This is a genomic window from Pseudoxanthomonas sp. (assembly GCF_036845285.1).
Lineage (GTDB): Bacteria > Pseudomonadota > Gammaproteobacteria > Xanthomonadales > Xanthomonadaceae > Pseudoxanthomonas_A.
Window position 1 is genome coordinate 230,129 of the sequence record NZ_DAIUEE010000003.1, and the last position, 24,978, is coordinate 255,106.

At 67.0% G+C, this 24,978-nt stretch carries 21 protein-coding genes; 12 read left to right on the forward strand and 9 right to left on the reverse strand.

Annotated features, from left to right (window positions below; all coding sequences use genetic code 11):
- Positions 1-35 precede the first annotated feature (35 nt).
- The gene (gene miaB / locus V7060_RS05725) at positions 36-1,490 is read left to right on the forward strand and encodes a tRNA (N6-isopentenyl adenosine(37)-C2)-methylthiotransferase MiaB (RefSeq protein ID WP_334178282.1); all 1,455 of its coding nucleotides are present in this window, start codon (positions 36-38) and stop codon (positions 1,488-1,490) included.
- Positions 1,491-1,496: 6 nt separating this feature from the next.
- Here the strand turns inward: miaB and V7060_RS05730 are convergent, their stop codons facing one another.
- Genes V7060_RS05730 through V7060_RS05750 form a run of 5 tightly spaced genes read right to left on the reverse strand, consistent with a single transcriptional unit; the run spans position 1,497 to position 5,661 of the window.
- Positions 1,497-1,928, reverse strand: coding sequence for a hypothetical protein (locus V7060_RS05730; protein ID WP_334178283.1), 432 nt, complete (start codon positions 1,926-1,928; stop codon positions 1,497-1,499).
- Positions 1,929-1,964: 36 nt separating this feature from the next.
- The gene (locus tag V7060_RS05735; RefSeq protein ID WP_334178284.1) at positions 1,965-3,050 is read right to left on the reverse strand and encodes an ABC transporter permease; all 1,086 of its coding nucleotides are present in this window, start codon (positions 3,048-3,050) and stop codon (positions 1,965-1,967) included.
- Positions 3,047-3,973: an ABC transporter ATP-binding protein gene (locus V7060_RS05740; protein ID WP_334178409.1), complete on the reverse strand. Its 927-nt coding sequence runs from the start codon at positions 3,971-3,973 to the stop codon at positions 3,047-3,049. The genes V7060_RS05735 and V7060_RS05740 overlap by 4 nt, the downstream gene beginning before the upstream one ends.
- A 13-nt stretch (positions 3,974-3,986) precedes the next feature.
- Positions 3,987-4,946: an HlyD family efflux transporter periplasmic adaptor subunit gene (locus V7060_RS05745; RefSeq protein ID WP_334178285.1), complete on the reverse strand. Its 960-nt coding sequence runs from the start codon at positions 4,944-4,946 to the stop codon at positions 3,987-3,989.
- Positions 4,936-5,661 carry a TetR/AcrR family transcriptional regulator gene (locus V7060_RS05750; RefSeq protein WP_334178286.1) on the reverse strand — a complete coding sequence of 242 codons (726 nt, stop codon included), beginning with the start codon at positions 5,659-5,661 and terminating at the stop codon, positions 4,936-4,938. The genes V7060_RS05745 and V7060_RS05750 overlap by 11 nt, the downstream gene beginning before the upstream one ends.
- A gap of 143 nt (positions 5,662-5,804) precedes the next feature.
- Here V7060_RS05750 and V7060_RS05755 point away from each other — a divergent pair, with 143 nt between their 5' ends.
- The 10 genes from V7060_RS05755 to V7060_RS05800 all read left to right on the forward strand — a co-directional run bounded on the left by V7060_RS05755 (position 5,805) and on the right by V7060_RS05800 (position 16,056).
- A complete protein-coding gene (locus V7060_RS05755) occupies positions 5,805-6,104 on the forward strand; it encodes a hypothetical protein (RefSeq protein ID WP_334178287.1) in 300 nt (99 codons plus the stop codon).
- A 29-nt stretch (positions 6,105-6,133) separates the two neighbouring features.
- Positions 6,134-7,123, forward strand: coding sequence for a PhoH family protein (locus tag V7060_RS05760; RefSeq protein ID WP_334178288.1), 990 nt, complete (start codon positions 6,134-6,136; stop codon positions 7,121-7,123).
- Positions 7,124-7,146: 23 nt separating this feature from the next.
- Entirely contained in the window at positions 7,147-7,635 is a 489-nt protein-coding gene (gene ybeY, locus V7060_RS05765) for an rRNA maturation RNase YbeY (RefSeq protein WP_334178289.1), read from the forward strand.
- Positions 7,636-7,639: 4 nt separating this feature from the next.
- Positions 7,640-8,236 (forward strand): hypothetical protein, encoded by a 597-nt coding sequence (locus V7060_RS05770; protein ID WP_334178290.1) that lies wholly within the window; start codon positions 7,640-7,642, stop codon positions 8,234-8,236.
- Positions 8,237-8,277: 41 nt separating this feature from the next.
- Positions 8,278-9,153 carry a transporter associated domain-containing protein gene (locus V7060_RS05775; protein ID WP_334178291.1) on the forward strand — a complete coding sequence of 292 codons (876 nt, stop codon included), beginning with the start codon at positions 8,278-8,280 and terminating at the stop codon, positions 9,151-9,153.
- The gene (locus V7060_RS05780) at positions 9,146-10,324 is read left to right on the forward strand and encodes a DUF4105 domain-containing protein (RefSeq protein WP_334178292.1); all 1,179 of its coding nucleotides are present in this window, start codon (positions 9,146-9,148) and stop codon (positions 10,322-10,324) included. The genes V7060_RS05775 and V7060_RS05780 overlap by 8 nt, the downstream gene beginning before the upstream one ends.
- A 45-nt stretch (positions 10,325-10,369) precedes the next feature.
- On the forward strand, positions 10,370-12,391 hold the full coding sequence (locus tag V7060_RS05785) for a glycoside hydrolase family 97 protein (RefSeq protein WP_334178293.1): 2,022 nt from the start codon (positions 10,370-10,372) through the stop codon (positions 12,389-12,391).
- Between the two features lie 223 nt (positions 12,392-12,614).
- The gene (corA, locus tag V7060_RS05790) at positions 12,615-13,628 is read left to right on the forward strand and encodes a magnesium/cobalt transporter CorA (protein ID WP_334178294.1); all 1,014 of its coding nucleotides are present in this window, start codon (positions 12,615-12,617) and stop codon (positions 13,626-13,628) included.
- 112 nt (positions 13,629-13,740) lie between these two features.
- Positions 13,741-15,828, forward strand: coding sequence for a carbon starvation CstA family protein (locus V7060_RS05795; RefSeq protein ID WP_334178295.1), 2,088 nt, complete (start codon positions 13,741-13,743; stop codon positions 15,826-15,828).
- Between the two features lie 3 nt (positions 15,829-15,831).
- Positions 15,832-16,056, forward strand: a complete 225-nt coding sequence (locus V7060_RS05800; protein WP_062351234.1) for a CstA-like transporter-associated (seleno)protein — start codon at positions 15,832-15,834, stop codon at positions 16,054-16,056.
- A gap of 157 nt (positions 16,057-16,213) precedes the next feature.
- On the opposite strand, the gene V7060_RS05805 is transcribed toward V7060_RS05800, so the two are convergent.
- From V7060_RS05805 to V7060_RS05820, 4 genes are all read right to left on the reverse strand, one after another.
- On the reverse strand, positions 16,214-17,476 hold the full coding sequence (locus V7060_RS05805) for a DUF819 family protein (protein ID WP_334178296.1): 1,263 nt from the start codon (positions 17,474-17,476) through the stop codon (positions 16,214-16,216).
- Positions 17,477-17,560: 84 nt separating this feature from the next.
- Complete coding sequence (locus tag V7060_RS05810) at positions 17,561-18,823, reverse strand: DUF819 family protein (protein WP_334178297.1); 1,263 nt, start codon at positions 18,821-18,823, stop codon at positions 17,561-17,563.
- Between the two features lie 61 nt (positions 18,824-18,884).
- Positions 18,885-20,951, reverse strand: a complete 2,067-nt coding sequence (locus V7060_RS05815) for a S9 family peptidase (RefSeq protein ID WP_334178298.1) — start codon at positions 20,949-20,951, stop codon at positions 18,885-18,887.
- Positions 20,952-21,044: 93 nt separating this feature from the next.
- Positions 21,045-23,033 (reverse strand): oligopeptide transporter, OPT family, encoded by a 1,989-nt coding sequence (locus V7060_RS05820; RefSeq protein ID WP_334178299.1) that lies wholly within the window; start codon positions 23,031-23,033, stop codon positions 21,045-21,047.
- Positions 23,034-23,157: 124 nt separating this feature from the next.
- Here V7060_RS05820 and V7060_RS05825 point away from each other — a divergent pair, with 124 nt between their 5' ends.
- Complete coding sequence (locus V7060_RS05825) at positions 23,158-24,966, forward strand: oligopeptide:H+ symporter (RefSeq protein ID WP_334178300.1); 1,809 nt, start codon at positions 23,158-23,160, stop codon at positions 24,964-24,966.
- Positions 24,967-24,978: the final 12 nt, after the last annotated feature.

Here is a 24,978-nt window from a genome sequence, read left to right on the forward strand (position 1 = left end):
GCCCCCTGCCCGCCCACCCGACTGGATTAAGCGCCATGACCGGGACGCAAGCCCCCGAACTGCCGACCTCGGCCGGCCCTGCCATGACCGACCCCGCCCTCGTTCCCCTGCCCGTCGGCCGCCCCCGTGCGCCGGACCAGGTGCGAGGCAAGCTGTACATAAAGACCCACGGGTGCCAGATGAACGAGTACGACTCGGCCAAGATGGCCGACGTGCTCGCCGCCTCCGACGGCCTTGAACTGACCGACAACCCCGAAGAAGCCGACGTGGTGCTGGTCAACACCTGCTCCATCCGCGAGAAGGCGCAGGAGAAAGTGTTCAGCCAGCTCGGCCGCTGGAAGGCACTGAAGGCCGGCGGCCGCGACGTCATCATCGGCGTCGGCGGCTGCGTGGCGTCGCAGGAAGGCGAAGCGATCGTCAAGCGCGCCCCTTACGTCGACCTGGTGTTCGGCCCGCAGACCCTGCACCGCCTGCCGGAGCTGATCCGCGCCCGCCGCGAGCAGAACCGGCCGCAGGTCGACATCAGCTTCCCCGAGATCGAGAAGTTCGACCGCCTGCCCGAACCCCGCGCCGAAGGCCCGTCGGCGTTCGTGTCGATCATGGAAGGCTGCTCGAAGTACTGCTCGTTCTGCGTGGTGCCGTATACGCGCGGCACCGAAGTCAGCCGGCCGTTCGAGGACGTGCTGGTGGAAGTGGCGCAACTCGCCGCCCAGGGCGTGCGCGAGATCAACCTGCTGGGCCAGAACGTCAACGCCTACCGCGGCCGCTACGCGTCTGATGAAAGCGGGGGCGACGGCGAAGTCGCGGACCTCGGCCTGCTGATCCGCACCATCGCCGAGATCGACGGCATCGGCCGCATCCGCTTCACCACCTCGCATCCGCTGGAATTCAGCGACTCGCTGGTGGACGCCTACCGCGACGTGCCGCAGCTGGCCAACTTCCTGCACCTGCCCGTGCAGGCGGGCAGCGACCGCGTGCTGTCGGCGATGAAGCGCGGCTACACCGCGCTGGAGTTCAAGCAGAAGATCCGCAAGCTGCGTGCGGTGCGGCCCGATATCTCGATCAGCTCGGACTTCATCGTCGGCTTCCCCGGCGAGACCGATGCCGATTTCGACAAGACGATGAAGCTGATCGAGGACGTCGGCTTCGATCAGAGCTTCAGCTTCATCTACTCGCGCCGCCCCGGCACGCCCGCCGCGGACCTCGAGGACGACACGTCCGACGCGGTGAAGCATGCGCGCCTGGATCGCCTGCAGCAGCACATCAGCGCCCATGCCGCCGGCATCTCGCAGCGCATGGTCGGCACGGTGCAGTCGGTGCTGGTGGAAGGGCCGTCGAAGAAGAATCCGAACGAGCTGACCGGCAAGACCGAGAACATGCGTCCGGTGAATTTCCCCGGGCATCCGCGGCTGGTCGGCCAGTTCGTCGACGTGGTGATCACCGAGGCATTGTCGAATTCACTGCGCGGCCGCGTCGCTGGCACCGACTGAGGATAGCTAGCCGACGGCGGGCAACGGCACGCCGTCGCGCTCGTTGTCCCAGATCATGTGGAGGATCTTCCAGCCGTCCCCGCCCTGGTAGAGCTGGATGCTGTTGATGCCGCGCCGCTCCGGCACGGCATCGCCGGGCGCGGTGCGCGCCTCGTACGCGCTCCAGACGTGGGCGATGTTGCCGAACACGCGGATTTCCCGCCCGGTCTCGACCTCGAAGAAATCCACGTTCGCCAGCAGTTCGTCCGCATTGGCGCGGTACTCGGCCAGCGTGAAGGACAGCCGCCACGGCTTGCCGGCCGCATCGACACCGGTGCGGACCTGCCGGCAGTCCGGATGGAAGACCGCGTCCTGCGTGGACCAGTCCCGCGGACCCGCCGGACCGGAGATCATGGCGTACATGGCATCCACCACCGCACCGATCGCAGCTTCGTCCATCGCTCGCCCCATCGTCCGGATTGATGCCCCAGCGTATCAGTCCAACCGCTTGCGGAAGCGCAGGATCGCCGCCGTCATCATCACCGTGGTGAAGGCGAGCAGCGCCAACACATCGGCCCACAGTTCCCACAGGCTGGCGCCGCGCAGCATCACGCCACGGATCAGCCGCAGGAAGTGGGTCAGCGGCAGCGCTTCGGCAATCCACTGCACGGCCTGCGGCATGCCCGCGAACGGGAACATGAAGCCCGACAGCAGGATCGAGGGCAGGAAGATGAAGAACGTCATCTGCATGGCCTGGAACTGCGACTGCGCGCGCGTGGAGATCAACAGGCCCAGCGTCAGGTTGGCGACGATCAGCAGGCAGGCCGCCAGGTAGACATGCAGCAGGCTGCCACCCAGCGGCACCTGGAACAGCCACATGCCGAGCGCCAGCACCACCGTCGTCTGCACCAGCCCGATGGCGACATAGGGCAGTACCTTGCCGATCATCAGTTCGGCGCTGCTGACCGGCGTGGCGATCAGCAGCTCCATGTTGCCGCGCTCGCGTTCGCGCACGATGGCCACGCCGGTGAACAGCACCATGGTCATGGTCAGGATCACCCCGATCAGGCCCGGCACGATGTTCACCGCCGAGCGCCGTTGCGGGTTGTAGAAACCGACCACGCTGATGGTCCGCGTCGCCAGCGGCGTGCTGCTGCCGTCCAGCGGCATCTGCGCCAGCTGCGCGGCGGCGCTCTGCACGGCGTTGTCGCTGCCGTCGACGAAAATCTGCACCGCTTCGCGGCCTTCGGCGCGACGCCGCGCGTAGTCCGGCGGGATGACGATACCGAGGCTGATCTCGCCGCGCCGGATGGCTTCCACCAGTTCCTGCGGCGTCGCCGCTTCCCGTACCGGCTTCACCACGCCGGTGGCGACGATGTCCATCACCAGCGCGCGCGATGCCGACGTACGTGCCTGGTCGGCGATGCCGGCGGACAGATCGCGCAGGTTGGTGTTGATCGCATAGCCGAACAGCAGCAGCTGCATCACCGGGATGCCGACGATCATCGCCAGGGTGATGCGATCGCGGCGCATCTGCCGCAGTTCCTTCACCATCACGGCCATCAGGCGGCGCAGCTTCATGCCGCCTCCTCGCGAGCCGGCTGGCCACGCGTGGCGGACACGAAGACATCCTCGAGGTTGGCCTGCGAGGCGGACACGTCCGCTTCGATGCCTGCGGCGCGCAGGCCCTGCGTGATGCGCCCGGCGGCGTCGCCGTTCTCCGCCAGCAACACGCGCAGCACGTTGCCGATCTGCGCGACGCTGATCACGCCGGGCAGGCCGACCAGGACCTTCTGCGCCTGCCGCGGCTGCTTGGCCGCCACGACCAGCGTGCGTCCGGCCAGTTCACCGGTCAGGGTTTCGGGCGTACCGTCCGCGACCAGCACGCCGCGGTCGAGGATCGCGATGCGATGGCAACGCTCGGCCTCGTCCATGTAGTGGGTGGACACCAGCAGCGTGGTGCCGGCATCGGCCAGTTCGAACAGCTTTTCCCAGAAGTCGCGACGCGACTCCGGATCGACCGCGCTGGTGGGTTCGTCGAGGAACAGCAGTTCCGGTTCGTGGATTACCGCGCCTGCCAGCGCCAGCCGCTGCTTCTGCCCGCCGCTCATCGTGCCAGCCAGTTGCTTCTGACGGTCCCGGAAGTGGTACTGCTCGACCAGTTCGTCGATGCGCCGCTTCGCCTGCGCCCGCGGGATGTCCTGCACGGCGGCGAGGAACTCCAGGTTCTCGCGCACCGTCAGGTCCTCGAACAGCGAGAACTTCTGGGTCATGTAGCCGATGCGCGTGCGCAGCTGCTCCGCCTGCTCGGGAATGCGCAGGCCCAGCACATCGATCTCGCCCGCCGTCGGTGTCAACAGGCCGCACAGCATGCGGATGGTGGTGGACTTGCCGGAGCCGTTCGGACCGAGGAAGCCGTAGACGTTGCGCTTCGGGACGTCCAGATCGACGGCATTGACGGCGACCAGCGCGCCGAAGCGCTTGGTCAGTCCGCGCACGCGGATCGCGAGGCTGTCGTCATTCGTCGCCATCGGACACCACCTGCAGCGGCGCACCGACCGGCAGGTCGGCCGCTTCACTGCCCAGGCTGATCTCGGCCAGATAGCTGAGCCGCGCCGCGTCCTGGCCGGTCAGCGCGAAGTACGGGGTGAAGCTGGGTTCGCTGCGGATCATCCGCACTTGGCCGCCGTACGTCTTGTCCTGCCCGTCCAGCCGCACCTGCACCGCGTCGCCGACCTTGAGCCGATTGCGCAGCGCCTGTGGCAGGTAGACACGCGCATACGGGGCTTCACCGACCAGCAGCACCGCCAGTGGCGCACCCATGGCAGGCTGGTCACCCAGCTTGTACGGCAGGCTGTCGATGCGGCCCGCACGCGGCGCAACGACATTGAGCTTGTCCAGCGTCACGGCCTGCACGCTGGCCTGCGCGTCGGCGGAAGCGACGGCCGCCTCGCCCTGCGCGACCTGCTCGCTGCGCGTGCCGCGCTCCAGTTCCAGCAGCGCCGCTTGCGCCAGTCGCACCTGCGCCTGCGCACTCTGCGATGCCGCGCGCGCGCGATCCACCTCGGACGCGGCGACCAGTTGCTGGCGCCCCAGCGGCTGCAGGCGTGCGTAATAGGCATCGGCATCGCGCGCCTGTGCCTGCGCGGCGGCCAGGCTGGCGCGCGCCTGCGCGATGTCCTCGCTGCGCGGACCGGCGCGCAGTTCCGCCAACGCCTCGCGGCTCTGCGTCGCCTGCGCCTGCGCGGCGGCCAGCTGCGACTGCGTGCGCGTGAGTTCCAGTTGGAGCAAGGGGGCGCCAGCAGCGACCTGCTGGCCTTCGCGCACGTCGATGCGCACGATCTTCTCCGCGACCGGCGACGGCAGCGTCACCCGGTCCCATTCCAGCGTACCCAGCGCCCGCGGCGCCTCGGCCTTGCAGCCGGCCAGCAGGAACATTGCGGCCGCAAGGGCTGCACCCGTCAGTTCATTCCGCATGGTCCAGCTCCAGTCCTCGGTCCAGCAGCACCAGCGTGTGCCGGCGCAGGTCGTTGAAGTCGATGTCGTCGGCGCCGAACAGCTGGCGCCAGATCGGCGCGCTCGCCATCGGGAACATGGTCAGCCCGATCAGCGACACCATCAGCAGCCGCGGATCGAGGTCCGGATTGAGCTGGCCTGCCTGCTGCGCGGCCGCAAAGCGCCCCGCCATCATCTTCGGCAGCATCGGGCCGACCTGCTTGATCATCATCTCGCGCAGCGCGCCGCCTTCGCAGAGGATTTCGCGCACCCACAGCGTCGGCAACCAGGGATGCTGCGCGACCACGCCGCCGATGCCGTGCACGAAGCCTGCGACCAGCGCGGCGACATCGCCTTCGCCTGCCTGCATCACCGGCGCACGCATCTGCGCCACCACCGGCAGCAGGCGCTCGGCCACCACCGCCTGCTGCAGCTGCGCCTTGTCGCCGAAGTAGTAATGCACCAGCGCCGGCGTGACATGGGCTTCGCTGGCGATGTCGCGCAGCGAGCTTGCGGCGATGCCCTTCCTGACGAAGCAGGCAAGCGCGGCATCGAGCAGCGTGGCGCGCAGGTCGGCGGACTCCGCGGTCGGGCGACGGCCGCGCGCACGCTTGCGCGGCGTGGCGGATGGCTTCTTTGCGGAGGGGGGCGTGGAGGATCGCGGCCGATCCACGGTGGCGGATCTGGAGGTCTTCATGTGCTTATTTAATTTATGAATTAATTAAATTTCAAGACCGCTCCGACGAACGGGCCGGCTGTTCCCTGCCACAGGCCCGGGTTACGCTGCTCGCCCGCCTTGTGCTGCCAGGAATCGCCGCCATTTCCTTCGATAGCCCGCGCGTGTGGGTGTTCACTCTGGAAGCCCGTCCGCTGCCCGACAGCCCCGATTTCGCCGAAGCCGGTGGCGCCTTCGTCACCTGCTACCTGCAACCCGGCTTCGCCGCGGATCCGATGCGACGCGCGGTCGAGTTCGTCCGCGAACAGGGGTGGGAGGTCATCGCGGTGGAGGACGAGCCATTGCAGATCGAACGCCACGACGCGCCCGAAGGCGAACACTTCGACCAGGCCCTCGTCGATGACGAGGTCTACGTTTTCCACCAGTGGCCGGTCGACGACGCGGACGACCAGACCCGCCATTGATTTCACGCAACGAGTCCCTGCCCCGCCCCATGACTGCCCCCAGCCAACACGAATTCACCCTGCAGCCCGAGAACGTCGAGCGCCTCGCCAACCTGGCCGGGCCGTTCGACGCGCACCTGCGCCAGATCGAACTGCGCCTGGGCGTGGAGATCGCCAACCGCGGCGCCATCTTCCGCGTCACCGGGCCTGAGAAGTCCGCCGCCGCCGCGGAGAAGCTGCTGCACGCGCTGTATGAGGAAACCGCCAGCGAGACCTTCGACAGCGAAGCCATCCACCTGCGCCTGAACGCGGCCAACGTCGACCGCATCGCCGATGCGGACTACCAGCCGCAGGATGTCGCCATCAAGGTCAAGCGCGGCACCGTGCGCGGCCGTGGCGCCAACCAGGCGAAGTACCTGCATGCCATCGCCACCCACGACATCAATTTCGGCATCGGCCCGGCCGGCACCGGCAAGACCTTCCTCGCCGTCGCCAGCGCGGTCGAGGCGCTGAACGAATCACGCGTGCAGCGCCTGATCCTGGTGCGCCCGGCGGTGGAGGCCGGCGAGAAGCTCGGCTTCCTGCCCGGCGACCTGACCCAGAAGGTCGATCCCTACCTGCGCCCGCTGTACGACGCGTTGTACGAAATGCTGGGCGTGGAAAAGGTGGTCAAGCTGCTGGAGAAGAACGTCATCGAGATCGCACCGCTGGCCTACATGCGCGGGCGCACGCTCAACGATGCCTTCGTCATCCTCGACGAAGCGCAGAACACCACCATCGAACAGATGAAGATGTTCCTGACGCGCATCGGCTACGGCAGCACCGCCGTCGTCACCGGTGACCTGACCCAGATCGACCTGCCCAAGCACCAGAAATCGGGCCTCAAGGACGCGCTGGAGGTACTGCGCGGCGTGGACGGCATCTCGTTCAATTTCTTCACCAGCCGAGACGTGGTGCGTCATCCGCTGGTGGCAAAGATCGTGCGGGCTTACGATGCGCGTGACGGCAAGGATCCGGAAACGGAGTCCGGCACCGTCTGATTCCCCTACGCTGACCACACCCCATGACCCAAGGTCCTGTCCGTCTCGAAGTCGCCGTGAACTACGCGCTGCCGCGTGCCGGCATTCCGTCCGCGGTGAGCTTCCGCAAGTGGGTGGCCGCAGCGCTGAAGGGCCGCATCCGCGAAGCGGATCTCGCCATCCGCATCGTCGACAGCAAGGAAGGTCGCGCGCTCAACCGGCATTACCGTGGCCGCGACTACGCGACCAACGTGCTCAGCTTCCCGGCCGAGATGGCCGAGGGCGTCAAGTTGCCGAAGGGCGTGAAGATGCCGCTGCTCGGCGACCTGGTGATCTGTGCGCCGGTGGTCGCGCGCGAGGCGAAGGAACAGAAGAAGCCGCTGGCGTCGCACTACGCGCACATGACGGTGCACGGTGCCCTGCACCTGCTCGGCTGGGACCACGAAGACGACAAGGAAGCCGAATGCATGGAACAGCTGGAACGCGAAATCCTGGCCGACCTCGGCATCGCCGACCCGTATGCGGACGAGTGACGGCATGTTGAAGTGGTTGCTGCTCGCACCGTGCCTGGCGCTCGCCGTGTCGTGGAATGCGGCCGCCCAGGAGGCTCCGGCCGACCTGGCCACCCTGATCGAATGCCGTGGCGACATCGCCGGGTTCACCGCGCTCGCGCCGGCACTGGAAAGCCCGCTCACCGCTGCCGTGCTGGGCTGGGAACCGCTGCCGCAGGCGAACATGTTCATGAGCGAATACCGGCTGGCGACGCCGATCCGCGTCTTTGGCCATGACAGCGACCACATCGCCTTTTCCGGCAGCAGCATCATGGCGCTGCTCGACCTGCCCGACCCGCGCCCGCTGGCCAGGCAACTGGACCTCGAGACCGCCATCGATACACCGGCCAAGGCGATGTTCGGCAAGGAACTGCACCGCGAGGAAATCCGCGACGCGGACTCCGGCAAGGTCCTGATCGAGTCGATCGTGCTGAACGTCAGCAACGTGTCCTCGCATCCCGGCAAGACGCTGGTGGGCTGCACCTACAGCCTGGACCTGCCGGAAGAGGACGACGGAACCGGGGACGAGGACGCACCGCCCCAGGGCGCCGCTCCGCCTGCGTCCGGCACCCAACCGGGTTAGACTGGCCGCCACGCCCCCCGCAGGGCGCACATTCCCCCGAGATGTCAGAAGACGACAGTACCCTCGCGCCGGAAGGCTCCGACAAACCGTCGGAGAAACGGCGCACCTGGCTGGACCGCCTCAGTTCGGCGTTCTCCGGCGAACCCAGCACACGCGACGACCTGGTGGCCATCCTGCGCGACGCGCAGTCCGACGGCCTGATCGCGGGCGACACCCTCAAGATGATGGAAGGCGCCATTGCGGTCGCCGACCTCACCGTGGGCGACGTCATGGTGCCGCGCGCGCAGATGGTCTCGCTGCCGGTGGAGGCGCGCTTCCTCGACCTGATGAGGGACGTGGTGGAATCCGGCCACTCCCGCTTCCCGGTGCACGGCGAGAACAAGGACGAGATCCTCGGCATCCTGCTGGCCAAGGACCTGCTGCGCGGCGTCGTCGCCGACAACGGGCCGGGCAGCGTGCGCGAACTGCTGCGGCCGGCGGTACTGATTCCGGAATCGAAGAAGCTCAACCTGCTGCTGAAGGAATTCCGGCTGTCGCGCAACCACATGGCGATCGTCGTCGACGAATACGGCGGCGTGGCCGGCCTGGTCACCATCGAGGACGTGCTGGAGCAGATCGTCGGCGAGATCGACGACGAGCACGACGAGGCCGAGGACGGCGCGGCGCTGATCGCGGCGCAGGCCGACGGCCAGTTTGTGGTCGATGCGCTGACGCCGATCGCCGACTTCAACGACCGTTTCGGCGCCGACTTCCTCGACGACGAGTACGACACCGTCGGCGGTCTGATCACCGCGGCCATCGGCCACCTGCCGGAAACCGGCGAGGAACTGACGCTGGGCCGCTTCATGTTCCGCGTCGCCCGCGCCGATGCCCGCCGCGTGCACGCCTTCCACGTCGGAGTGCTGGCCGATGCGTAACGCGGCCGCGCGCCTGGCACTGCTGGGCGTGCTGTGGCTGCTGGCGTCGGCGGCATGGGCGGCGCCGCGGATCGGCGTGGCGACGATGGCGCCGGGCGAGGTCTTCTTCGAGCGCTTCGGCCACAACGCGATCGTCGTGGTCGATCCCGCCAGCGGCGATGCGATCTCGTACAACTTCGGCTTCTTCGATCCGGGCGAAGCGGACTTCGTCGGCAACTTCGCCCTCGGCCACATGATGTATTACCTGGTCGCACTGCCGTTCGAACAGGACCTGATGCAGTACCGCGACAGCGGGCGCGGCGTGTCGCTGCAGTGGCTGGACATCGAGCCAGCGCAGGCGCAAGCCCTGGCGGACGCCTTGGCCGAGCGGGCCAAGCCCGAGAACGCGCGCTACCGCTACGACTACTTCACCTCCAACTGTTCGACGCAGGTGCGCGACGCGCTGGATGCCGCGCTCGGCGGCAGGCTGAAGTCTCAGCTCGCGGGCCGCTCGCGCGGCAACACGTTCCGCAGCGAGGCGGTGCGCCTGGCATCACCGGCGACATGGATGTGGCTGGGCTTCGACCTGGGCCTCGGCCCGAATGCCGACAAGCCGATGTCGCGCTGGGAAGAGGCCTACGTGCCGATGCGGCTGGCCGACAGCCTGCGTGAAGCCAAGAACGCGGCCGGACGCCCGCTGGTGCAGTCCGACATGCAGTTGCTGCCGCACCGCATTGCCGCCGAACCTGCGGAAACGCCGCGCCGCTGGCTGCCGTGGCTGGGTGCCGGTGTACTGATCGCCATCGCCATCGTACTGGCCGGCCGGCGCTGGCCGCGTGCGATCACGGCCATCGCGTTGCCATTCTGGCTGGTCTGCTTCATCGGCGGCGCGCTGCTGGTCTATCTGTGGGGCTTCACCGAGCACTGGGCCGCATGGGCCAACCGCAATCTGTTGCTGCTGAACCCGCTGTGCGTGCTGCTGATTCCCGGCGCAATCGCCGTGTTGCGCCGCCGCACGCCGCCGGTGTGGTTCGGATGGCTGCTGGTGGCCATTGCGGTGGGCGCGCTGGTAGCGTGGTTCCTGCACTGGCTGCCGTTACGCCTGCAATACAACCAGACCTGGATCGCCCTGCTGCTGCCGATCCACTTGGCGCTTGCATACGTATTCATGCCGCGACGCTTGTCGCACTGAGCCACGCCACGCACGATGCGGCCCTCTGCCTATCGCGAGGGTCGCATGCTCCGTTTCCTCTCCACGCTGGTCGTGTTCGCCGTCGCCGCATCGGCGCATGCCGGACCCGGCCCACGCGTCGCCTCGCCTGACGGCTCCATCGTCGTCGAGCTGTCCACCGACAACGATGGCCGTCCCGCCTACGCGGTTTCGCGCAAGGGCCAACCGGTCATCACCCCGTCGCGCCTGGGCTTCCTGCTGCTGGATGCGCCGAAGTTCGAACGCAACATCGAGATCGTGCAGCCGCGCACGCGCAGCTTCGACGAGACCTGGGAGCAGCCCTGGGGCGAGCGCCGCTTCATCCGCAACCACTACAACGAACTGACCGTCACGCTGAAGGAAAAGGCCAAGCCGTTCCGCCAGTTCGACGTGGTGTTCCGCGTGTTCGACGACGGCGTCGGTTTCCGCTACCGCTTCCCGAAGCAGGCCGGCCTGGAGCAGGTGAAGATCGGCGAGGAACTGACCGAGTTCTCGCTGGCGCGCGATGCGACGGCGTGGTGGATCCCGGCCGGCGAATGGAACCGCGAGGAGTACCTGTACCACCGCACGCCGGTGCAGCAAGTCGGCGACGCGCAGACGCCGATCACCTTCAAGTTCGAAGACGGCACCCATCTGTCCATCCATGAGGCCGCACTGGTCGACTACAGCGGCATGAACCTGACCCGCGTCGAGGACCGCCGCCTGAAGGCAGACCTGACGCCGGGCATCGGCGAAGGCAAGGTGGTGCGTGCGGCGCCGTTCGATACGCCGTGGCGCACGCTGCTGCTGAGCGACGACGCGGCCGGCCTGGCGATGTCCGCGTTGACGCTGAACCTCAACGAGCCGAATGCACTGGGCGACGTGTCGTGGGTGAAGCCGATGAAGTACGTCGGCGTGTGGTGGGAAATGCACCTGGACCTGAAGAGCTGGGCCTCCGGCCCGAAGCACGGCGCCACCAACGAGAACGTCCGCAAGCACATCGACTTCGCCGCCAAGCACGGCTTCGGCGGCGTGCTGGTCGAGGGCTGGAACGTGGGCTGGGACGGCGACTGGTTCGGCAACGGCGAGGACTTCAGCTTCACCAAGTCGTATCCGGATTTCGACCTGCCCGCGCTGGCGGCCTATGCGAAATCCAAGGGCGTGGTGCTGATCGGCCACCACGAGACCTCGGGCAACGCCGCGCACTACGAGACGCAGTTGGGCGACGCCTTCGACCTGTACCAGCGCGTCGGCGTGCCGGCGGTGAAGACCGGCTATGTCGCCGATGCCAGCCAGGCCAAGGTCACCGGCACCGACGGCAAGCGCCACTACGCGTGGCACGAAGGGCAGGACATGGCCCGCCACCACATGAAGGTCGTGACCGAAGCGGCCAAGCGCCATATCTCCGTCAACCCGCACGAACCGATCAAGGACAGCGGCCTGCGCCGCACCTATCCGAACTGGATCACCCGCGAGGGTGCGCGCGGCATGGAGTTCAGCGCGTGGGGGCAGCCCGGCAATCCGCCCGAGCACGAAGCCAACCTGGTGTTCACCCGCCTGCTGGCCGGCCCGATGGACTACACACCCGGCATCTTCGGCATGAAGACGCGCTCCACCGACGGCATCGCCACCACCTGGGCCAAGCAACTGTCGCTGTACGTGGCGATCTACAGCCCGCTGCAGATGGCGGCCGACCTGCTGGAGAACTACGAGAAGAACCCGGTGCCGTTCCAGTTCATCAAGGACGTGCCGGTCGACTGGGACGACACCCGCGTGCTGAACGGCGAAGTCGGCGACTACGTCACCATCGCCCGCAAGGAGCGTGGCGGCGACAACTGGTATCTCGGTTCGCTGACCGACGAGGATGGCCGCACCCTGAGCGTGCCCCTGACCTTCCTCGACGAGGGCCGCCGCTACACCGCGCAGATCTACCGCGACGGCGACAAGGCCAACTGGAAGACCGCGCCGCAGGACATCGTGATCGAGGAGCGCAGCGTTACCCGTGGCGATACCCTGACGCTAACGCTGGCGCCGGGTGGCGGCCAGGCGATCCGGTTCGTGGCGCAATGACGATGCGGCTTTCTGTAGGAGCGACGTGAGTCGCGACCGCAGAAATGGAACAACCAGGCGAACTGACGCAGCACGGATCCTGAGGAAGCGCCGATGCGCCTTCCACAGGATCCGTGCGTGACGGGCCATCAAGGCTTGTCATTGTCGTGGTCGCGACTCACGTCGCTCCTACAGGAGAGGCGCGGGCTTGTCGGATGCGGCCCCGTGGCGCACGATTCCCGCCATGAATGATCTCGCCGCCGTCGATACCAAGCCCGCGCTGCCGCAGTGCGTGATCAACTGCGTGGTCTACGACAAGGATGGCAAGCGGCGCGATATCGGCCTGGACGAGATCAGCGATGTGCTCGCCGTCGACGACGGCAGCTTCATCTGGGTGGGTCTGTACGAGCCGGCCGACGCGATCCTGGAGAAGCTGCAGGAGGAGTTCTGCCTGCACGACCTCGCCGTCGAGGACGCGCAGAACGCGCATCAGCGTCCGAAGCTGGAGGCCTACGGCAACTCGCTGTTCGTGGCGGTGCATACGGCGCAGGTGGTGGACGACCGCATCAAGTTCGGCGAGACGCATGCCTTCCTCGGTCCGCGCTATCTGGTGACGGTCCGCCATGGCGCCTCGCTGTCGTACGCGCCGGTGCGCGAACGCGTGCAGCGCGAGCCGGACCTGCTGGCACTCGGGCCGTCGTACGGGCTGTATGCGGTGCTGGACTACATCGTCGACAACTACCGGCCGATCATCGACCAGTTCAAGCGGACCCTGGACACGCTGGAGAAGGACATCTTCGCCGACACCTACCGGCGGGTGACGGTGGTGAAGCTGTACGAGCTGAAGCGCGAACTCACCCAGATGCGGCTCGCGGTCGCGCCGCTGCAGGACGTGCTGGCGCAACTGACGCGCTCGCAGAGCGCGCTGATCCCCGAGGAAGTGCGGCTGTACTTCCGCGACGTGCAGGACCACGTGCTGCGCGTCAACGAATACACCGACACGATGCGCGAGATGCTGACCACCGCGCTCAGCGTCAACCTGTCGCTGGTGACGCTGGCGCAGGGCGAGATCGTCAAGCGCCTGGGTGCCTGGGCCGCCCTGCTCGCCGCGCCCACGCTGATCACCAGCTGGTACGGCATGAACTTCGAGCACATGCCTGAACTGGGCGGACGCTTCGCCTACCCGATGCTGATCGCCGGCGTGGCACTGGCCTGCTTCGGCCTGTACCGGCTGTTCAAGCGCGCGCGCTGGCTCTGACGCCAGTACGCCGGCGGACTGCGACCAAAGTCGAAGGCTGAATCCGGCATTACGGATTGACCGGCCTCCTGCATGGGGTGACCCTTGGCACGACTTGCCGGAGGGTTCCCGAATGAACGGTTTTTCCAAGATCGGCTGGGCCGCGCTCGCGCTGCTCGGTGCGGTATGCCTGGGCGTGGTGGCGCTGCGTCAGGGCGAACAGATCAGTGCGTTGTGGATCGTCGTGGCGGCGGTGTCCATCTACCTGGTCGCCTACCGCTACTACAGCCTGTACATCGCGAAGAACGTGATGGGGCTGGACCCCACTCGGGCCACGCCGGCGCACCTGAACAACGACGGCCTGGACTACGTGCCCACCAACAAGCACGTGCTGTTCGGCCATCACTTCGCCGCCATTGCCGGCGCCGGCCCGCTGGTCGGCCCGGTACTGGCCGCACAGATGGGCTACCTGCCCGGCATGCTGTGGCTGATCGCCGGCGTGGTGCTGGCGGGCGCGGTGCAGGACTTCATGGTCCTGTTCATCTCCAGCCGCCGCAATGGCCGCTCGCTCGGCGACCTGGTGCGCGAGGAAATGGGCCAGGTGGCCGGCACCATCGCGCTGTTCGGTGCCTTCCTGATCATGATCATCATCCTGGCGGTGCTGGCGATGATCGTGGTGAAGGCGCTGGCGGAAAGTCCGTGGGGCATGTTCACGGTGATCGCCACGATGCCCATCGCGATCTTCATGGGCATCTACATGCGCTACATCCGCCCGGGCAAGATCGGCGAGATCTCGGTGGTCGGCATCGTCCTGCTGCTGCTCGCCATCTGGTTCGGCGGCAAGGTCGGCGCGCACCCCACCTGGGGCCCGGCCTTCACCTTCACCGGCACCCAGATCACCTGGATGCTGATCGGCTACGGCTTCGTCGCGGCCGTGCTGCCCGTGTGGCTGCTGCTGGCACCGCGCGATTACCTGTCGACCTTCCTCAAGATCGGCGTGATCGTGGCGCTGGCCATCGGCATCGTCATCGCCAGCCCGGAGGTGACCTCGCTGAAGATGCCGGCCTTCACCCAATTCGCCAGCACCGGCGATGGCCCGGTCTGGAAGGGCGGCCTGTTCCCGTTCCTGTTCATCACCATCGCCTGCGGCGCCGTGTCGGGCTTCCACGCGCTGATCAGCTCGGGCACCACGCCCAAGCTGCTGGCCAATGAGACCCATGCCCGCTACATCGGTTACGGCGGCATGCTTATGGAATCGTTCGTCGCCATCATGGCGCTGGTCGCGGCCTCGATCATCGAGCCGGGCGTGTACTTCGCCATGAACAGCCCCGCAGCCGCCATCGGCACGACCGCGGTCGACGTGGCCGCCAAGGTCAGCAGCTGGGGCTTCGTGGTGACGCCGGAAATGCTGGAGCAGACGGCTCACAACATCGGTGAGCACACCATCATCTCGCGTGCCGGTGGCGCTCCCACGCTGGCGGTCGGCATCGCGGTGATCCTGCACGACGCCCTGCCCGGCGGCGACGCGATGATGGCGTTCTGGTACCACTTCGCCATCCTGTTCGAAGCGCTGTTCATCCTGACCGCGGTGGATGCGGGCACGCGTGCCGGCCGCTTCATGCTGCAGGACCTGCTGGGCAACTTCATTCCGCCGCTGCGCAGGACGGATTCCTGGGGCGCGAACGTCATCGGTACCGCCGGCTGCGTCGCCCTGTGGGGGTACTTCCTCTACCAGGGCGTGGTGGATCCGCTGGGCGGCATTAACACCCTGTGGCCGCTGTTCGGCATCGCCAACCAGATGCTTGCGGGCATCGCGCTGATGCTATGCACGGTGGTGCTGTTCAAGATGAAGCGCGACCGCTACGCCTGGGTCACCGTCGTGCCGGCGATCTGGTTGCTGATCTGCACGACCTACGCGGGCCTGATCAAGATCTTCGACAGCAACCCGGCAGTCGGCTTCGTCGCACAGGCCAAGAAGTACCAGGCGTCCATCGTCGACGGCCAGCTGCTCGGCGCGGCCAAGAGCATGAGCCAGATGCACCAGGTGGTGATCAACAGCTACGTCAACACCGCGTTGACGGTGCTGTTCCTTTTCGTGGTGTTCAGCGTGCTGTTCTACGCGGTCAAGGCGATCCTCAAGGCCCGCCGCAGCAGCGAACGCACCGACCGCGAGTCGCCGTATGTCGCACTGACGGAAGAACAGCAGAAGGTGTGGCTGTAAGCCATGGGTACGGAACTCGTCCCGCTCTCGCACTTCGCCACGCACAAGCGTGTGTGGCGGAGGCTGGTACAGACGGCACGGCTGTGCTGCGGCGTGCCGGACTACGACAACTACGTCCGGCACATCCTGGAGAAGCATCCCGACCGCGAGCCGATGGACTACAAGACGTTCTTCCGGGAACGTCAGGAAGCGCGGTTCGGCGGCAAGAGCGGGTTCCGCTGTTGCTGACCGGAACCGGTCAGGTACAACAGAAAGGGCGAAGCCATCGGCTTCGCCCTTTTTTTATCGTCCTCCTGTAGGAGTGGTGTCGGCATGCCGACACCGGTAAGTCGCGACGTTGATGTTTCCGGTCGCGACTTACGTCGCTCCTACAGAAGAGCTTGCATCAGCCCTGCCCCGCCATCCCGCGCAGCACTACGCCGACGACATACGCCGCCACGGTGCCGGTCGCATAGCCCAGCGCACCCAGCAACGCGCCGACCGGCGCCAGCGAGGGATGGAACACCGCCGCCACCACCGGCGCCGAAGCCGGGCCGCCGATGTTGCTCTGCGATCCCATGGCGAAATAGAAGAACGGCACCCGCAACAGCCTGCCGACCAGTGCCAGCAGCACGATGTGGACGATGATCCAGATCAGGCCCAGCGCCAGCAGCCAGGGCTTGCTGGCCAGCGAGCCGATATCCATCTGCATCCCGATGCAGGCGATGAGGATGTACAGGAACAGGGTGCCGATCTTCGAGGCGCCGGCGCCATCCAGCGTGCGCGCGCGGGTCAGGCTCAGGCCCAGGCCGATGAGCGTCGACAGCACCACCACCCACACGAACGGCTCGTGCAGGCTGACCTGCCGCGCCCAGGACACGTTCTGCGCGAACCACGCCGAGGCCGGCCCCGCGATGGCATGGCACAGGCCTACCGTGCCGAAGGCGATGCCGATGATCACCATCAGGTCGGTCAGCGACGGGATCCGCTCGTGCTGCTTCTGGTAGCTGGCCAGCCGCTCCTGCAGCGCCTCGATCGCGCGCGTGTCCGCACCGGTGCGCGCGTCGATCGCCGACGCCCGGTTGGCGAGGAAGATCAGCACCGCCATCCACACATAGCCCACGCCCACGTCCACGACCACGAACTGGCCGAAGGTGGTCTCGTCGACCGCGAAGATCTCCTTCATCGCCAGCATGTTCGCGCCGCCACCGATCCAGCTGCCGGCCAGGGCCGCCATGCCGCCCCAGGTATCGCCGGCGACGGTGGCCGGGTGCAGCAGGCTCATGATCCAGAAGGCGACGAACGCGCCAAGCATGATGCTGACCGAAGCGGCCGCGTACATCGCCAGCAGCTTCGGCCCCAACCGCAGCACGCCCCGCAGGTCGATGGTCAGCGTGAGCAGCACCAGCGCGGCCGGCAACAGCACGCGGCTGGCCACCGGGTTGTAGAGCGCGCTCGCACTGCCATCGATCAGGCCGACGCTGTTGTAGATACCCGGGATGAAATAGCACAGCAGCAGCGCCGGCACCCAGGTGAAGAACTTCTTCCAGAACGGCGTGGGGCCGCTGGACAACCAGAACACCAGGCCCAGCGTGGCGGCGATGAGGCCGAACAGCACGATGTCGTTCTGGATCACCGCCGTCGAAACGGCGTCGGAAGGCGTGGCCATGCAAGAAATCCCGCTGGTTCGAGTTCGCCGCGGGAAGAGAGGTCCGGCGATGCGCGGCGCACCGCCAGACCACAGGCCACCGGGCTACTGCCCGGCCATCAACCGAAGGATCTGGCCCAGGCCATAGGCGATCACGGTGCCCGTGGCATAACCCACGGTGCCGAGCAGCACGCCTACCGGCGCCAGGCTCGGATGGAACGCCGCCGCGACCACGGGCGCGGATGCGGCGGCGCCGATGTTGCCCTGCGAACCGACCGCGAAATAGAACAGCGGCGCGCGCACCAGCTTGGCGGCCACCCAGATCACCAGGATGTGGGTGAGCATCCAGATCAGGCCGATGGCGAGCAACTCGGGGCGGCTGGCCAGCTTCAGGAAGTCCATCTGCATGCCGATGCAGGCGATCAGGAAATACAGGAACACCGTTCCCAGTCGCGAGGCACCCGCATTCTCCAGTTGCCTCGCCCGCGTCGCGCTCAATCCCAAGCCCGAGAGCGTGGACAGCACGATGACCCATACGAACGACGAGTCCAGGCTGAACTGCGCCGCGTTGGCCACGTTGGCAGCGAACCACGCCGCCAGCGGCGTGGCAATCGCATGCGCCAGCCCGACGATGCCGAACGCGACGCCGATAATGACCATCAGGTCGGAGAGGCTGGGAATCCGGGAATTGGCCGCTTCGTAAGCCGCAATGCGCGCCTGCATCTCGTCCAGCGCCTTGGTGTCGGCACCGCTACGGGCGTCGATCTGGGGTGCCCGGTTGGCCAGGAACAGCAACGTGGCCATCCAGGTGCTGGCGATGGCCACGTCGACCACAGCGAACTGACCGAACAGCGTGGCGTCGACCGCATAGACCTCGCGGATGGCGACCATGTTGGCGCCGCCGCCGATCCAGCTGCCGGACAGTGCCGCCATGCCCTTCCAGGTATCGCCGGCCACCGCCGGCGGGTGCAGCCATTCCATCAGCTGGAACGACACGATGGCGCCCAGCACGATACCGAGCGTGCCCGCACAGAACACGAACAGCAGCTTGGGGCCGAGCTTCGCTATGCCTTTCAGGTCGACCGACAGGGTGAGCAGCACCAGCGCCGCCGGCAGCAGCACGCGGCTGGCCACCGGGTTGTAGAGGCTGTTGTTCTCGCCGTCGATCAGGCCGACCGTGTTGTACAGCGCCGGGACGAAATAGCACAGCAGCAACGCTGGCACCCAGGTGAAGAATTTCTTCCAGAACGGTGTCGGGCCGCTTGAGAGCCAGAAAATCAGTCCCAGCGTACCGGCGATCAGGCCGAACAGGACGATGTCGTTGGTGATGAGTGCGGGATCGGCAGGCGTAGTGGATTCGATCGCCATCGGCGGGTATCTCCGTCGGGTTCAGGAAAGAGGGCCGGCACCCGCCGGCCCTCCCGATGGCTCAACGGCCGATGTGCTGCTTCAGCCAGGCGTTGACGGTGTCGTGCCACAGGATGCTGTTCTGCGGCTTGAGCACCCAGTGGTTCTCGTCGGGGAAGTACAGCAGCTTCGACTCGATGCCCTTGCGCTGCAGCGCGGTGAACGTGGAAAGGCCCTGGTCCACCGGCACGCGGTAGTCCTTCTCGCCCTGCACCACCAGCATCGGCACGCGCCACTTGGCGACATGGTTGACCGGGTTGTACTTCTCGTAGTTCTTCGGCGCATCGAACGGCGTGCCGCCGTTCTCCCACTCGGTGAACCACAGCTCTTCGGTCACGTAGCCCATCGAGCGGGTGTCGAACACGCCGTCGTGGTTGACCAGGCACTTCCACGGCTCGTTCCAGTTGCCCGCGATCCAGTTGATCATGTAGCCGCCGTAGCTGGCGCCCAGCGCGCAAGCATTCTCGCCGTCGAGGAACGTGTACTTCTTCTGCGCCGCCGCCCAGCCCTTCTGCAGGTCTTCCAGCGGGCGGTCGCCCCAGTGCTGGCTGATCGCATCGGTGAACGCCTGACCGTAGCCGGTGGAACCGTGGAAATCGATCATCACCACCGCATAGCCCTGGCCCGCATAGGTTTGCGGATTCCAGCGATAGCTCCATCCATCGCCGAAGCTGCCCTGCGGGCCGCCATGGATCAGGAACGCGACCGGGTACTGCTTGCCTTCCACGTAGTCGTGCGGCTTGACCACGTAGCCGTGCACGGTCTCGTTGTTCCAGCCCTTGAAGTTGAACTGCTCGTAGTCGCCGAACTTCACGTCCGCCAGCACGTCGCCGGCGCTGGGCGTGATCGCGCGCAGCGGTGCGCCGCCGAGGCTGGTGGTGAACAGCTGGTCGCCGCTCTTCAGCGTGTTGCGGGTCAGCGCGAGCGTGTCGCCGGCGATATCGAAGGCCGAGACGCTGCCCTCGCCCACCACCTGCTTGACCGCACCGCTGGCGATGTCGACGGCGAACAGCGGATGTTGGCCGACATGTTGCGCGCTGGTATAGATCGTGGCGCCGTCCTGCGACAGCACGATGCCATCGGCGGAGCGATCCCACTCCGGTGCGATCTCGCGGACTTTCCCGTTGTCCAAGTCCATCGACATCAAGCCGTAGCGGTCGGCTTCGAAACCCGGGCGCTTCATCGCGCGGTAGAACAACGTCTTGCCATCGGCGCTGAAGACCGGCCCGGTGTCCCAGGCGGGATTGGACGCCGTCAGGTTCACCGGCGCGCTGCTGCCGTCGGCGGCGATCTGGTACAGGTCGAAGTTGGTCGACCAGGCTTCACCCTTGCCGGCCACACGGACAGCAGCGACGACCGAGGCGCCATCCGGCGACCAGGTGTACTCGTCATTGCCACCGAACGGCTTGGACGGCGCGTCGCCATCCAGCGTATCCGTCAGCGAGGTCGCACTGGCGACGGGCTTGCCTTTGGCTGTCGGCAGCGCGGCGACGAACAGGCGACTGCGGCGGCCGTCCGACCACGTGTCCCAGTGGCGCACGAACAGGCCGTCGTAGACCACGCCGGTGCTCTTCTTCGCGGCGGTGTCGTCCAGCTGCTTCTTCGTGCAGGCGAAGTCGGCCTTGCAGTCGGCGAAGGTGTCCGTGCTGAACAGCACGCGCGCACCGTCCGGCGAGAGCTTGTAGCTGGCCACGTCCAGCGCGAAGTCGGTCAGCTGGCGCGGTGTGCCGCCGGCGACCGGCAGCGCGTACAGCTGCTGCGTGCCGGACTTGGCGCTGAGGAAATAGACGGTCTTGCCATCCGGGGAGAACGAGGGCGAATTGACGCTCCAGCCTTCCGGGGTCAGCCGCTTCGGCGGTGCCAGGTCGCGCGTCAGCAGGTTGCGGATCCACAGGCTGCTGCTGGCTTTCACCACGTCGGCATCGACGACGCGCTTGGCGAACACCACGGTGCTGCCATCCGGCGACAGCGTGGGCGACGACACACGGTCCAGCTTCTGCAGATCGCGCACGTCCAGGCCGCGGGCGGCGGCCAGCGACGGCAGCGCCGCCAGCAGGCAAAGGGGCAACAGGGCGGATTTCAGCTTCATCCGGGGCTCCGGCAACAGGGAAACCCCGATGGTAGGCGCTAAGCGCGCCGCGGCGCAAAGGCGTCAGGTCACGTCTTTGCGCCGTGTGTCAGTTCACTTGGGGCCTGGCTCGACCTCGCCCGGCGCCTTCGACTTGGCGCCGGTGCGGTAGAGCAGCCAGCCGACGATGGCCAGCACCACCAGGCCGACGATCTCGCCCTGCTGGAAGGCCTCCGGCAGCACCAGCACGTCGCGGTCCTTGGTGGCATAGATGGCAACGCCCACCGCGATGCCCATCAGCGCCTCGCCGGTGATCAGGCCGGCGGCGAACAGCGTGCCCGGACGATGGATGCGATCGCGCGCCTCTTCGTCCTTGGTCCCCACCATGCCGTGGCGCTTCTCCACCAGGTAGGCCAGCAGGCCGCCCAGGAAGATCGGCACCATCAGCTCCAGCGGCAGGTAGATGCCGATGGCCGCAGCGAGTACCGGCACGCGGAAGCTGCTGCCCTTGGCTTTGAGCGCTTCATCGATGGCGATGATGACCGCGCCGATCACCGCACCGATGCCGATGATGCCCCACGGCAGCTCACCGCCGAACAGACCCTTGGCGACGGACGCCATCAGCGTGGCCTGTGGCGCCGAAAGCGGATTGGGATGCTCGGCCGTGGGTGCGCCGATACCGTAGGCCTCGGACAGGATGTTCAGCACCGGCGCCATGATCAGCGCGCAGGAGAACGCGCCGATGCCGAGCATCAGCTGCTGCTTCCACGGCGTTGCACCCACGATGTACCCCGCCTTGAGATCCTGCAGGTTGTCGCCGCCCACCGCGGCGGCGCAACACACCACCGCGCCGATCATGATCGCGGCCACCGCGCCCAGCGGTGCGCCGCCGGCACCGACTGCCATGCGTCCACTCTCGCCGAGCAGCAACAGCAGCACGACCGAAGCGAACAGGATGGTGGCGATGGTGATTCCCGACACCGGGTTGTTGGACGAGCCGACCAGGCCGGCGAGATACGCGGACACCGACACGAACAGGAAGCCGGCGACGATCATGATGATCGCCATCGGAATGCTGACATGCCACATGCCGACGATGGCCTGGTACAGCAGCAGCAGCGGCAACACGAAGATGACCAGCGCCACCAGCATCCATTTCATCGGCAAGTCGCGGTCGGTTTCGGCCACTTCGGAGCCGCCCGAACCCGCGCGCGCGGCGGCGATGCCGCTCTTCACGCCCGACAGCAGCGACTTGCGCAGCGAGAACAGCGTCCACACGCCACCGATCAGCATGGCGCCCACACCGAGGTAACGGATCTTGGCCGACCAGATGGCGCCGGCGATGTCCTCCGCACCTGCACCGGCGATGCTCTGCGCCAGGGCCGGATCCGTCCCCATGAAGAACATGTGGTACAGCGGGATGGCGATATGCCAGGACAGGATGCTGCCCGACAGCACCACGATGCCGATGTTCAGGCCGACGATGTAGCCCACGCCGAGCAGCGCCGGCGACAGGTTGGTGCCCAGGTAGCCGAGGTACTTGCCGAAGAAACCCGCGCCTGCGGCGGTATCCGGGATCAGGCGCATGCCGCTGTACGCGGCGACCTTCAATACGGCGCCGATGGCGGCGGAGAAGGCCAGGATCTTCAGGCCCGGACCGGGATTCTCGCCGGCCTTGAGCACTTCGGCCGCGGCCTTGCCCTCGGGGAACGGCAGCGGCTCCTCGACGATCATCGAGCGGCGCAGCGGGACCGAGAACAGAACGCCCAGCAGGCCGCCGAGGCCGGCGATGGCCAGCACCCACGAATACTGGAAGTCCTGCCAGTAGCCCAGGATGATCAGCGCGGGGATGGTGAAGATGACGCCCGCCGCGATCGAGGAACCGGCCGACGCGCCGGTCTGCACGATGTTGTTCTCCAGGATGGTGCCGCCGCCGAGCAGGCGCAGCACGCCCATCGAGACGACGGCCGCCGGAATGGCGGTGGCCACGGTCAGGCCGGCGAACAGACCCAGGTAGGCGTTGGCGGCCGACAGCACGACGGCCAGCACGATGGCCAGCACGACGGCACGGAAGGTAAGTTGCGGGGTCTCCGGCGGAGTCATTGCGTGTTCCCGAAAGGCGGAAAGCGGACACGCTAGCGTCCGCTGCCCGGCAAGTCCAGCTGCCGCAGGGCCTCCCGGACCGGCCGCTATACTCGCCACGGATTTTCCTTGCCCGGAGCGGTGCTTGAGCGTTCTTTCCCCCGCCGTTCCCGGCCGCGACGACTTCCTCGGCCACCCCAAGGGTGTCTACGTCTGCTTCTTCACCGAGATGTGGGAGCGCTTCTCCTTCTACGGGATGAAGGCGCTGCTGCTGCTCTACCTGACCAAATACCACCTGTTCGCCGATGGCGCCGGCTATGACCTGATCGGCGCCTACGGCGGCCTGGTCTACTGCATCCCGGTGATCGGCGGCCTGCTGGCCGACCGCTGGCTGGGCATGCGCAAGGCCGTGGTCTTCGGTGGGCTGCTGCTGGTTGCCGGCCACGCGGGCATGGCACTCGAGGGCGTGGCCGCGGTGTCCGACGGCGGCGTGGTGACGCGCGATGAAGGTGCGCTGCGCACCATGTACCTGTCGCTGGCGCTGATCGTCATGGGCGTGGGCTTCCTGAAACCGAACATCACCGGCATCGTCGGCCGCCTGTACCCGCCGGACGATCCGCGCCGCGATGGCGGCTTCAGCCTGTTCTATGCCGGCATCAACCTCGGCGCTCTGCTGGCCTCGCTGGTGTGCGGTTACCTGGGCGAAACGCTGGGCTGGAAGTACGGGTTCGGCGCGGCCGGCATCGGCATGCTGCTGGGCTTGGCGATGTTCCTATGGGGCCAGCGCTACCTGCAGGGTCACGCGGAACCGCCATCGCCGGCGATGTTGCGCACGCCATGGCTCGGCGTACCCCGTGAATGGGCCATCTATCTGGGCGCATTGCTGGGCGTGCTGCCCGTCGCCTGGCTGATGTGGGCCGCAGCGAACGGTGCGTTCGCGCTGGGCGGCGAGTTGTCGCTGGCGCTGGTGCTGATGCTCGTCGTGCTGATGCTGGTACTCGGCTGGTTCACCTGGTTCATCACCACGCAATGCACCGCGACGCAGCGGCGGCAGATGCTCGCGCTGATGGCGATGATCTTCATGTGCCTGGTGTTCTTCACCCTGTACGAGCAGACCTATGGCTCGTGGGTGATGTTCACCGACCGCCTGCTGACCAAGGACCTGTTCCCGTCGCTGGTGCATGCGCCAGGCGTCCTGGTGTGGTCGGACGGCCTGTTGGAGAACGCGCGTCTGTTTGTCGGCACGGCACCGTGGTCAACCTGGGGTTTGCTGGCAATGCCGATCGCCTTCGTCATCGCCGTGCGGGCCAGCGAACGTCATGCAGGCTCGCCGCTTCCTCGAACCATATTCCTGGCGACCGCCACCGTCATGGTGCTGCTGGTCCTGCGCGACTCGGTCGTGCTGCCGCAGACGGCCGGCTCGCTGACCTATCTCGGCGCACTGTTCCTGGTAGTGCTGGCACCCGTCTTCGCGTGGCTGTGGGCCGCGCTCGCCAGGCGTGGACGTGATCCCCCCAAACCGCTGAAGGGCGCGCTGGGTCTCGTGTTCGGCGGTCTGTCGTTCGTGCCACTCGCGCTCGCCGCGCAGCAGGTCGGCGACACCGGCGTGATGGCCAGCGTGTGGTGGCTGGTGCTGGCCTACCTGCTGCTGGAGGTCGGCGAGATGTGCCTGGCACCGGTCAGCCTCGCCGCCGTCACCGAACTGTCGGTGCCGCGCGTGGTCGGCCTGATGATGGGCATGTGGCTGCTCGCCACCGCGTTTTCGGAAACGCTGGCCGCGCAGTTCGGCAAGCTGGCCGCGCTCGATGTACCGGAAGGTGGAACCTGGGATCTCGCACAGGCCGCTGCCGGCTATGCCGACCTGTTCTGGCTGATGATGTGGATCGGACTGGGATGCGGCGCGATCGCGCTGGCGGCCTCTCCCCTGCTGAAGCGGATGATGCGCCGCGCATGAAAAGCAACGGCG

Bases quoted from the DNA above. Each gene is read 5' to 3' on its own strand.
- V7060_RS05805 (WP_334178296.1), bottom strand. From the start codon at position 17,476: ATGGCCACGCCTTCCGACGCCGTTTCGACGGCGGTGATCCAGAACGAC.
- V7060_RS05785 (WP_334178293.1), top strand. From the start codon at position 10,370: ATGCTCCGTTTCCTCTCCACGCTGGTCGTGTTCGCCGTCGCCGCATCG.
- ybeY (WP_334178289.1), top strand. From the start codon at position 7,147: ATGACCCAAGGTCCTGTCCGTCTCGAAGTCGCCGTGAACTACGCGCTG.
- V7060_RS05770 (WP_334178290.1), top strand. From the start codon at position 7,640: ATGTTGAAGTGGTTGCTGCTCGCACCGTGCCTGGCGCTCGCCGTGTCG.
- V7060_RS05810 (WP_334178297.1), bottom strand. From the start codon at position 18,823: ATGGCGATCGAATCCACTACGCCTGCCGATCCCGCACTCATCACCAAC.
- V7060_RS05815 (WP_334178298.1), bottom strand. From the start codon at position 20,951: ATGAAGCTGAAATCCGCCCTGTTGCCCCTTTGCCTGCTGGCGGCGCTG.
- V7060_RS05760 (WP_334178288.1), top strand. From the start codon at position 6,134: ATGACTGCCCCCAGCCAACACGAATTCACCCTGCAGCCCGAGAACGTC.
- miaB (WP_334178282.1), top strand. From the start codon at position 36: ATGACCGGGACGCAAGCCCCCGAACTGCCGACCTCGGCCGGCCCTGCC.
- V7060_RS05745 (WP_334178285.1), bottom strand. From the start codon at position 4,946: ATGCGGAATGAACTGACGGGTGCAGCCCTTGCGGCCGCAATGTTCCTG.
- V7060_RS05775 (WP_334178291.1), top strand. From the start codon at position 8,278: ATGTCAGAAGACGACAGTACCCTCGCGCCGGAAGGCTCCGACAAACCG.
- V7060_RS05795 (WP_334178295.1), top strand. From the start codon at position 13,741: ATGAACGGTTTTTCCAAGATCGGCTGGGCCGCGCTCGCGCTGCTCGGT.
- V7060_RS05735 (WP_334178284.1), bottom strand. From the start codon at position 3,050: ATGAAGCTGCGCCGCCTGATGGCCGTGATGGTGAAGGAACTGCGGCAG.
- V7060_RS05750 (WP_334178286.1), bottom strand. From the start codon at position 5,661: ATGAAGACCTCCAGATCCGCCACCGTGGATCGGCCGCGATCCTCCACG.
- V7060_RS05800 (WP_062351234.1), top strand. From the start codon at position 15,832: ATGGGTACGGAACTCGTCCCGCTCTCGCACTTCGCCACGCACAAGCGT.
- V7060_RS05780 (WP_334178292.1), top strand. From the start codon at position 9,146: ATGCGTAACGCGGCCGCGCGCCTGGCACTGCTGGGCGTGCTGTGGCTG.
- V7060_RS05730 (WP_334178283.1), bottom strand. From the start codon at position 1,928: ATGGACGAAGCTGCGATCGGTGCGGTGGTGGATGCCATGTACGCCATG.
- corA (WP_334178294.1), top strand. From the start codon at position 12,615: ATGAATGATCTCGCCGCCGTCGATACCAAGCCCGCGCTGCCGCAGTGC.
- V7060_RS05820 (WP_334178299.1), bottom strand. From the start codon at position 23,033: ATGACTCCGCCGGAGACCCCGCAACTTACCTTCCGTGCCGTCGTGCTG.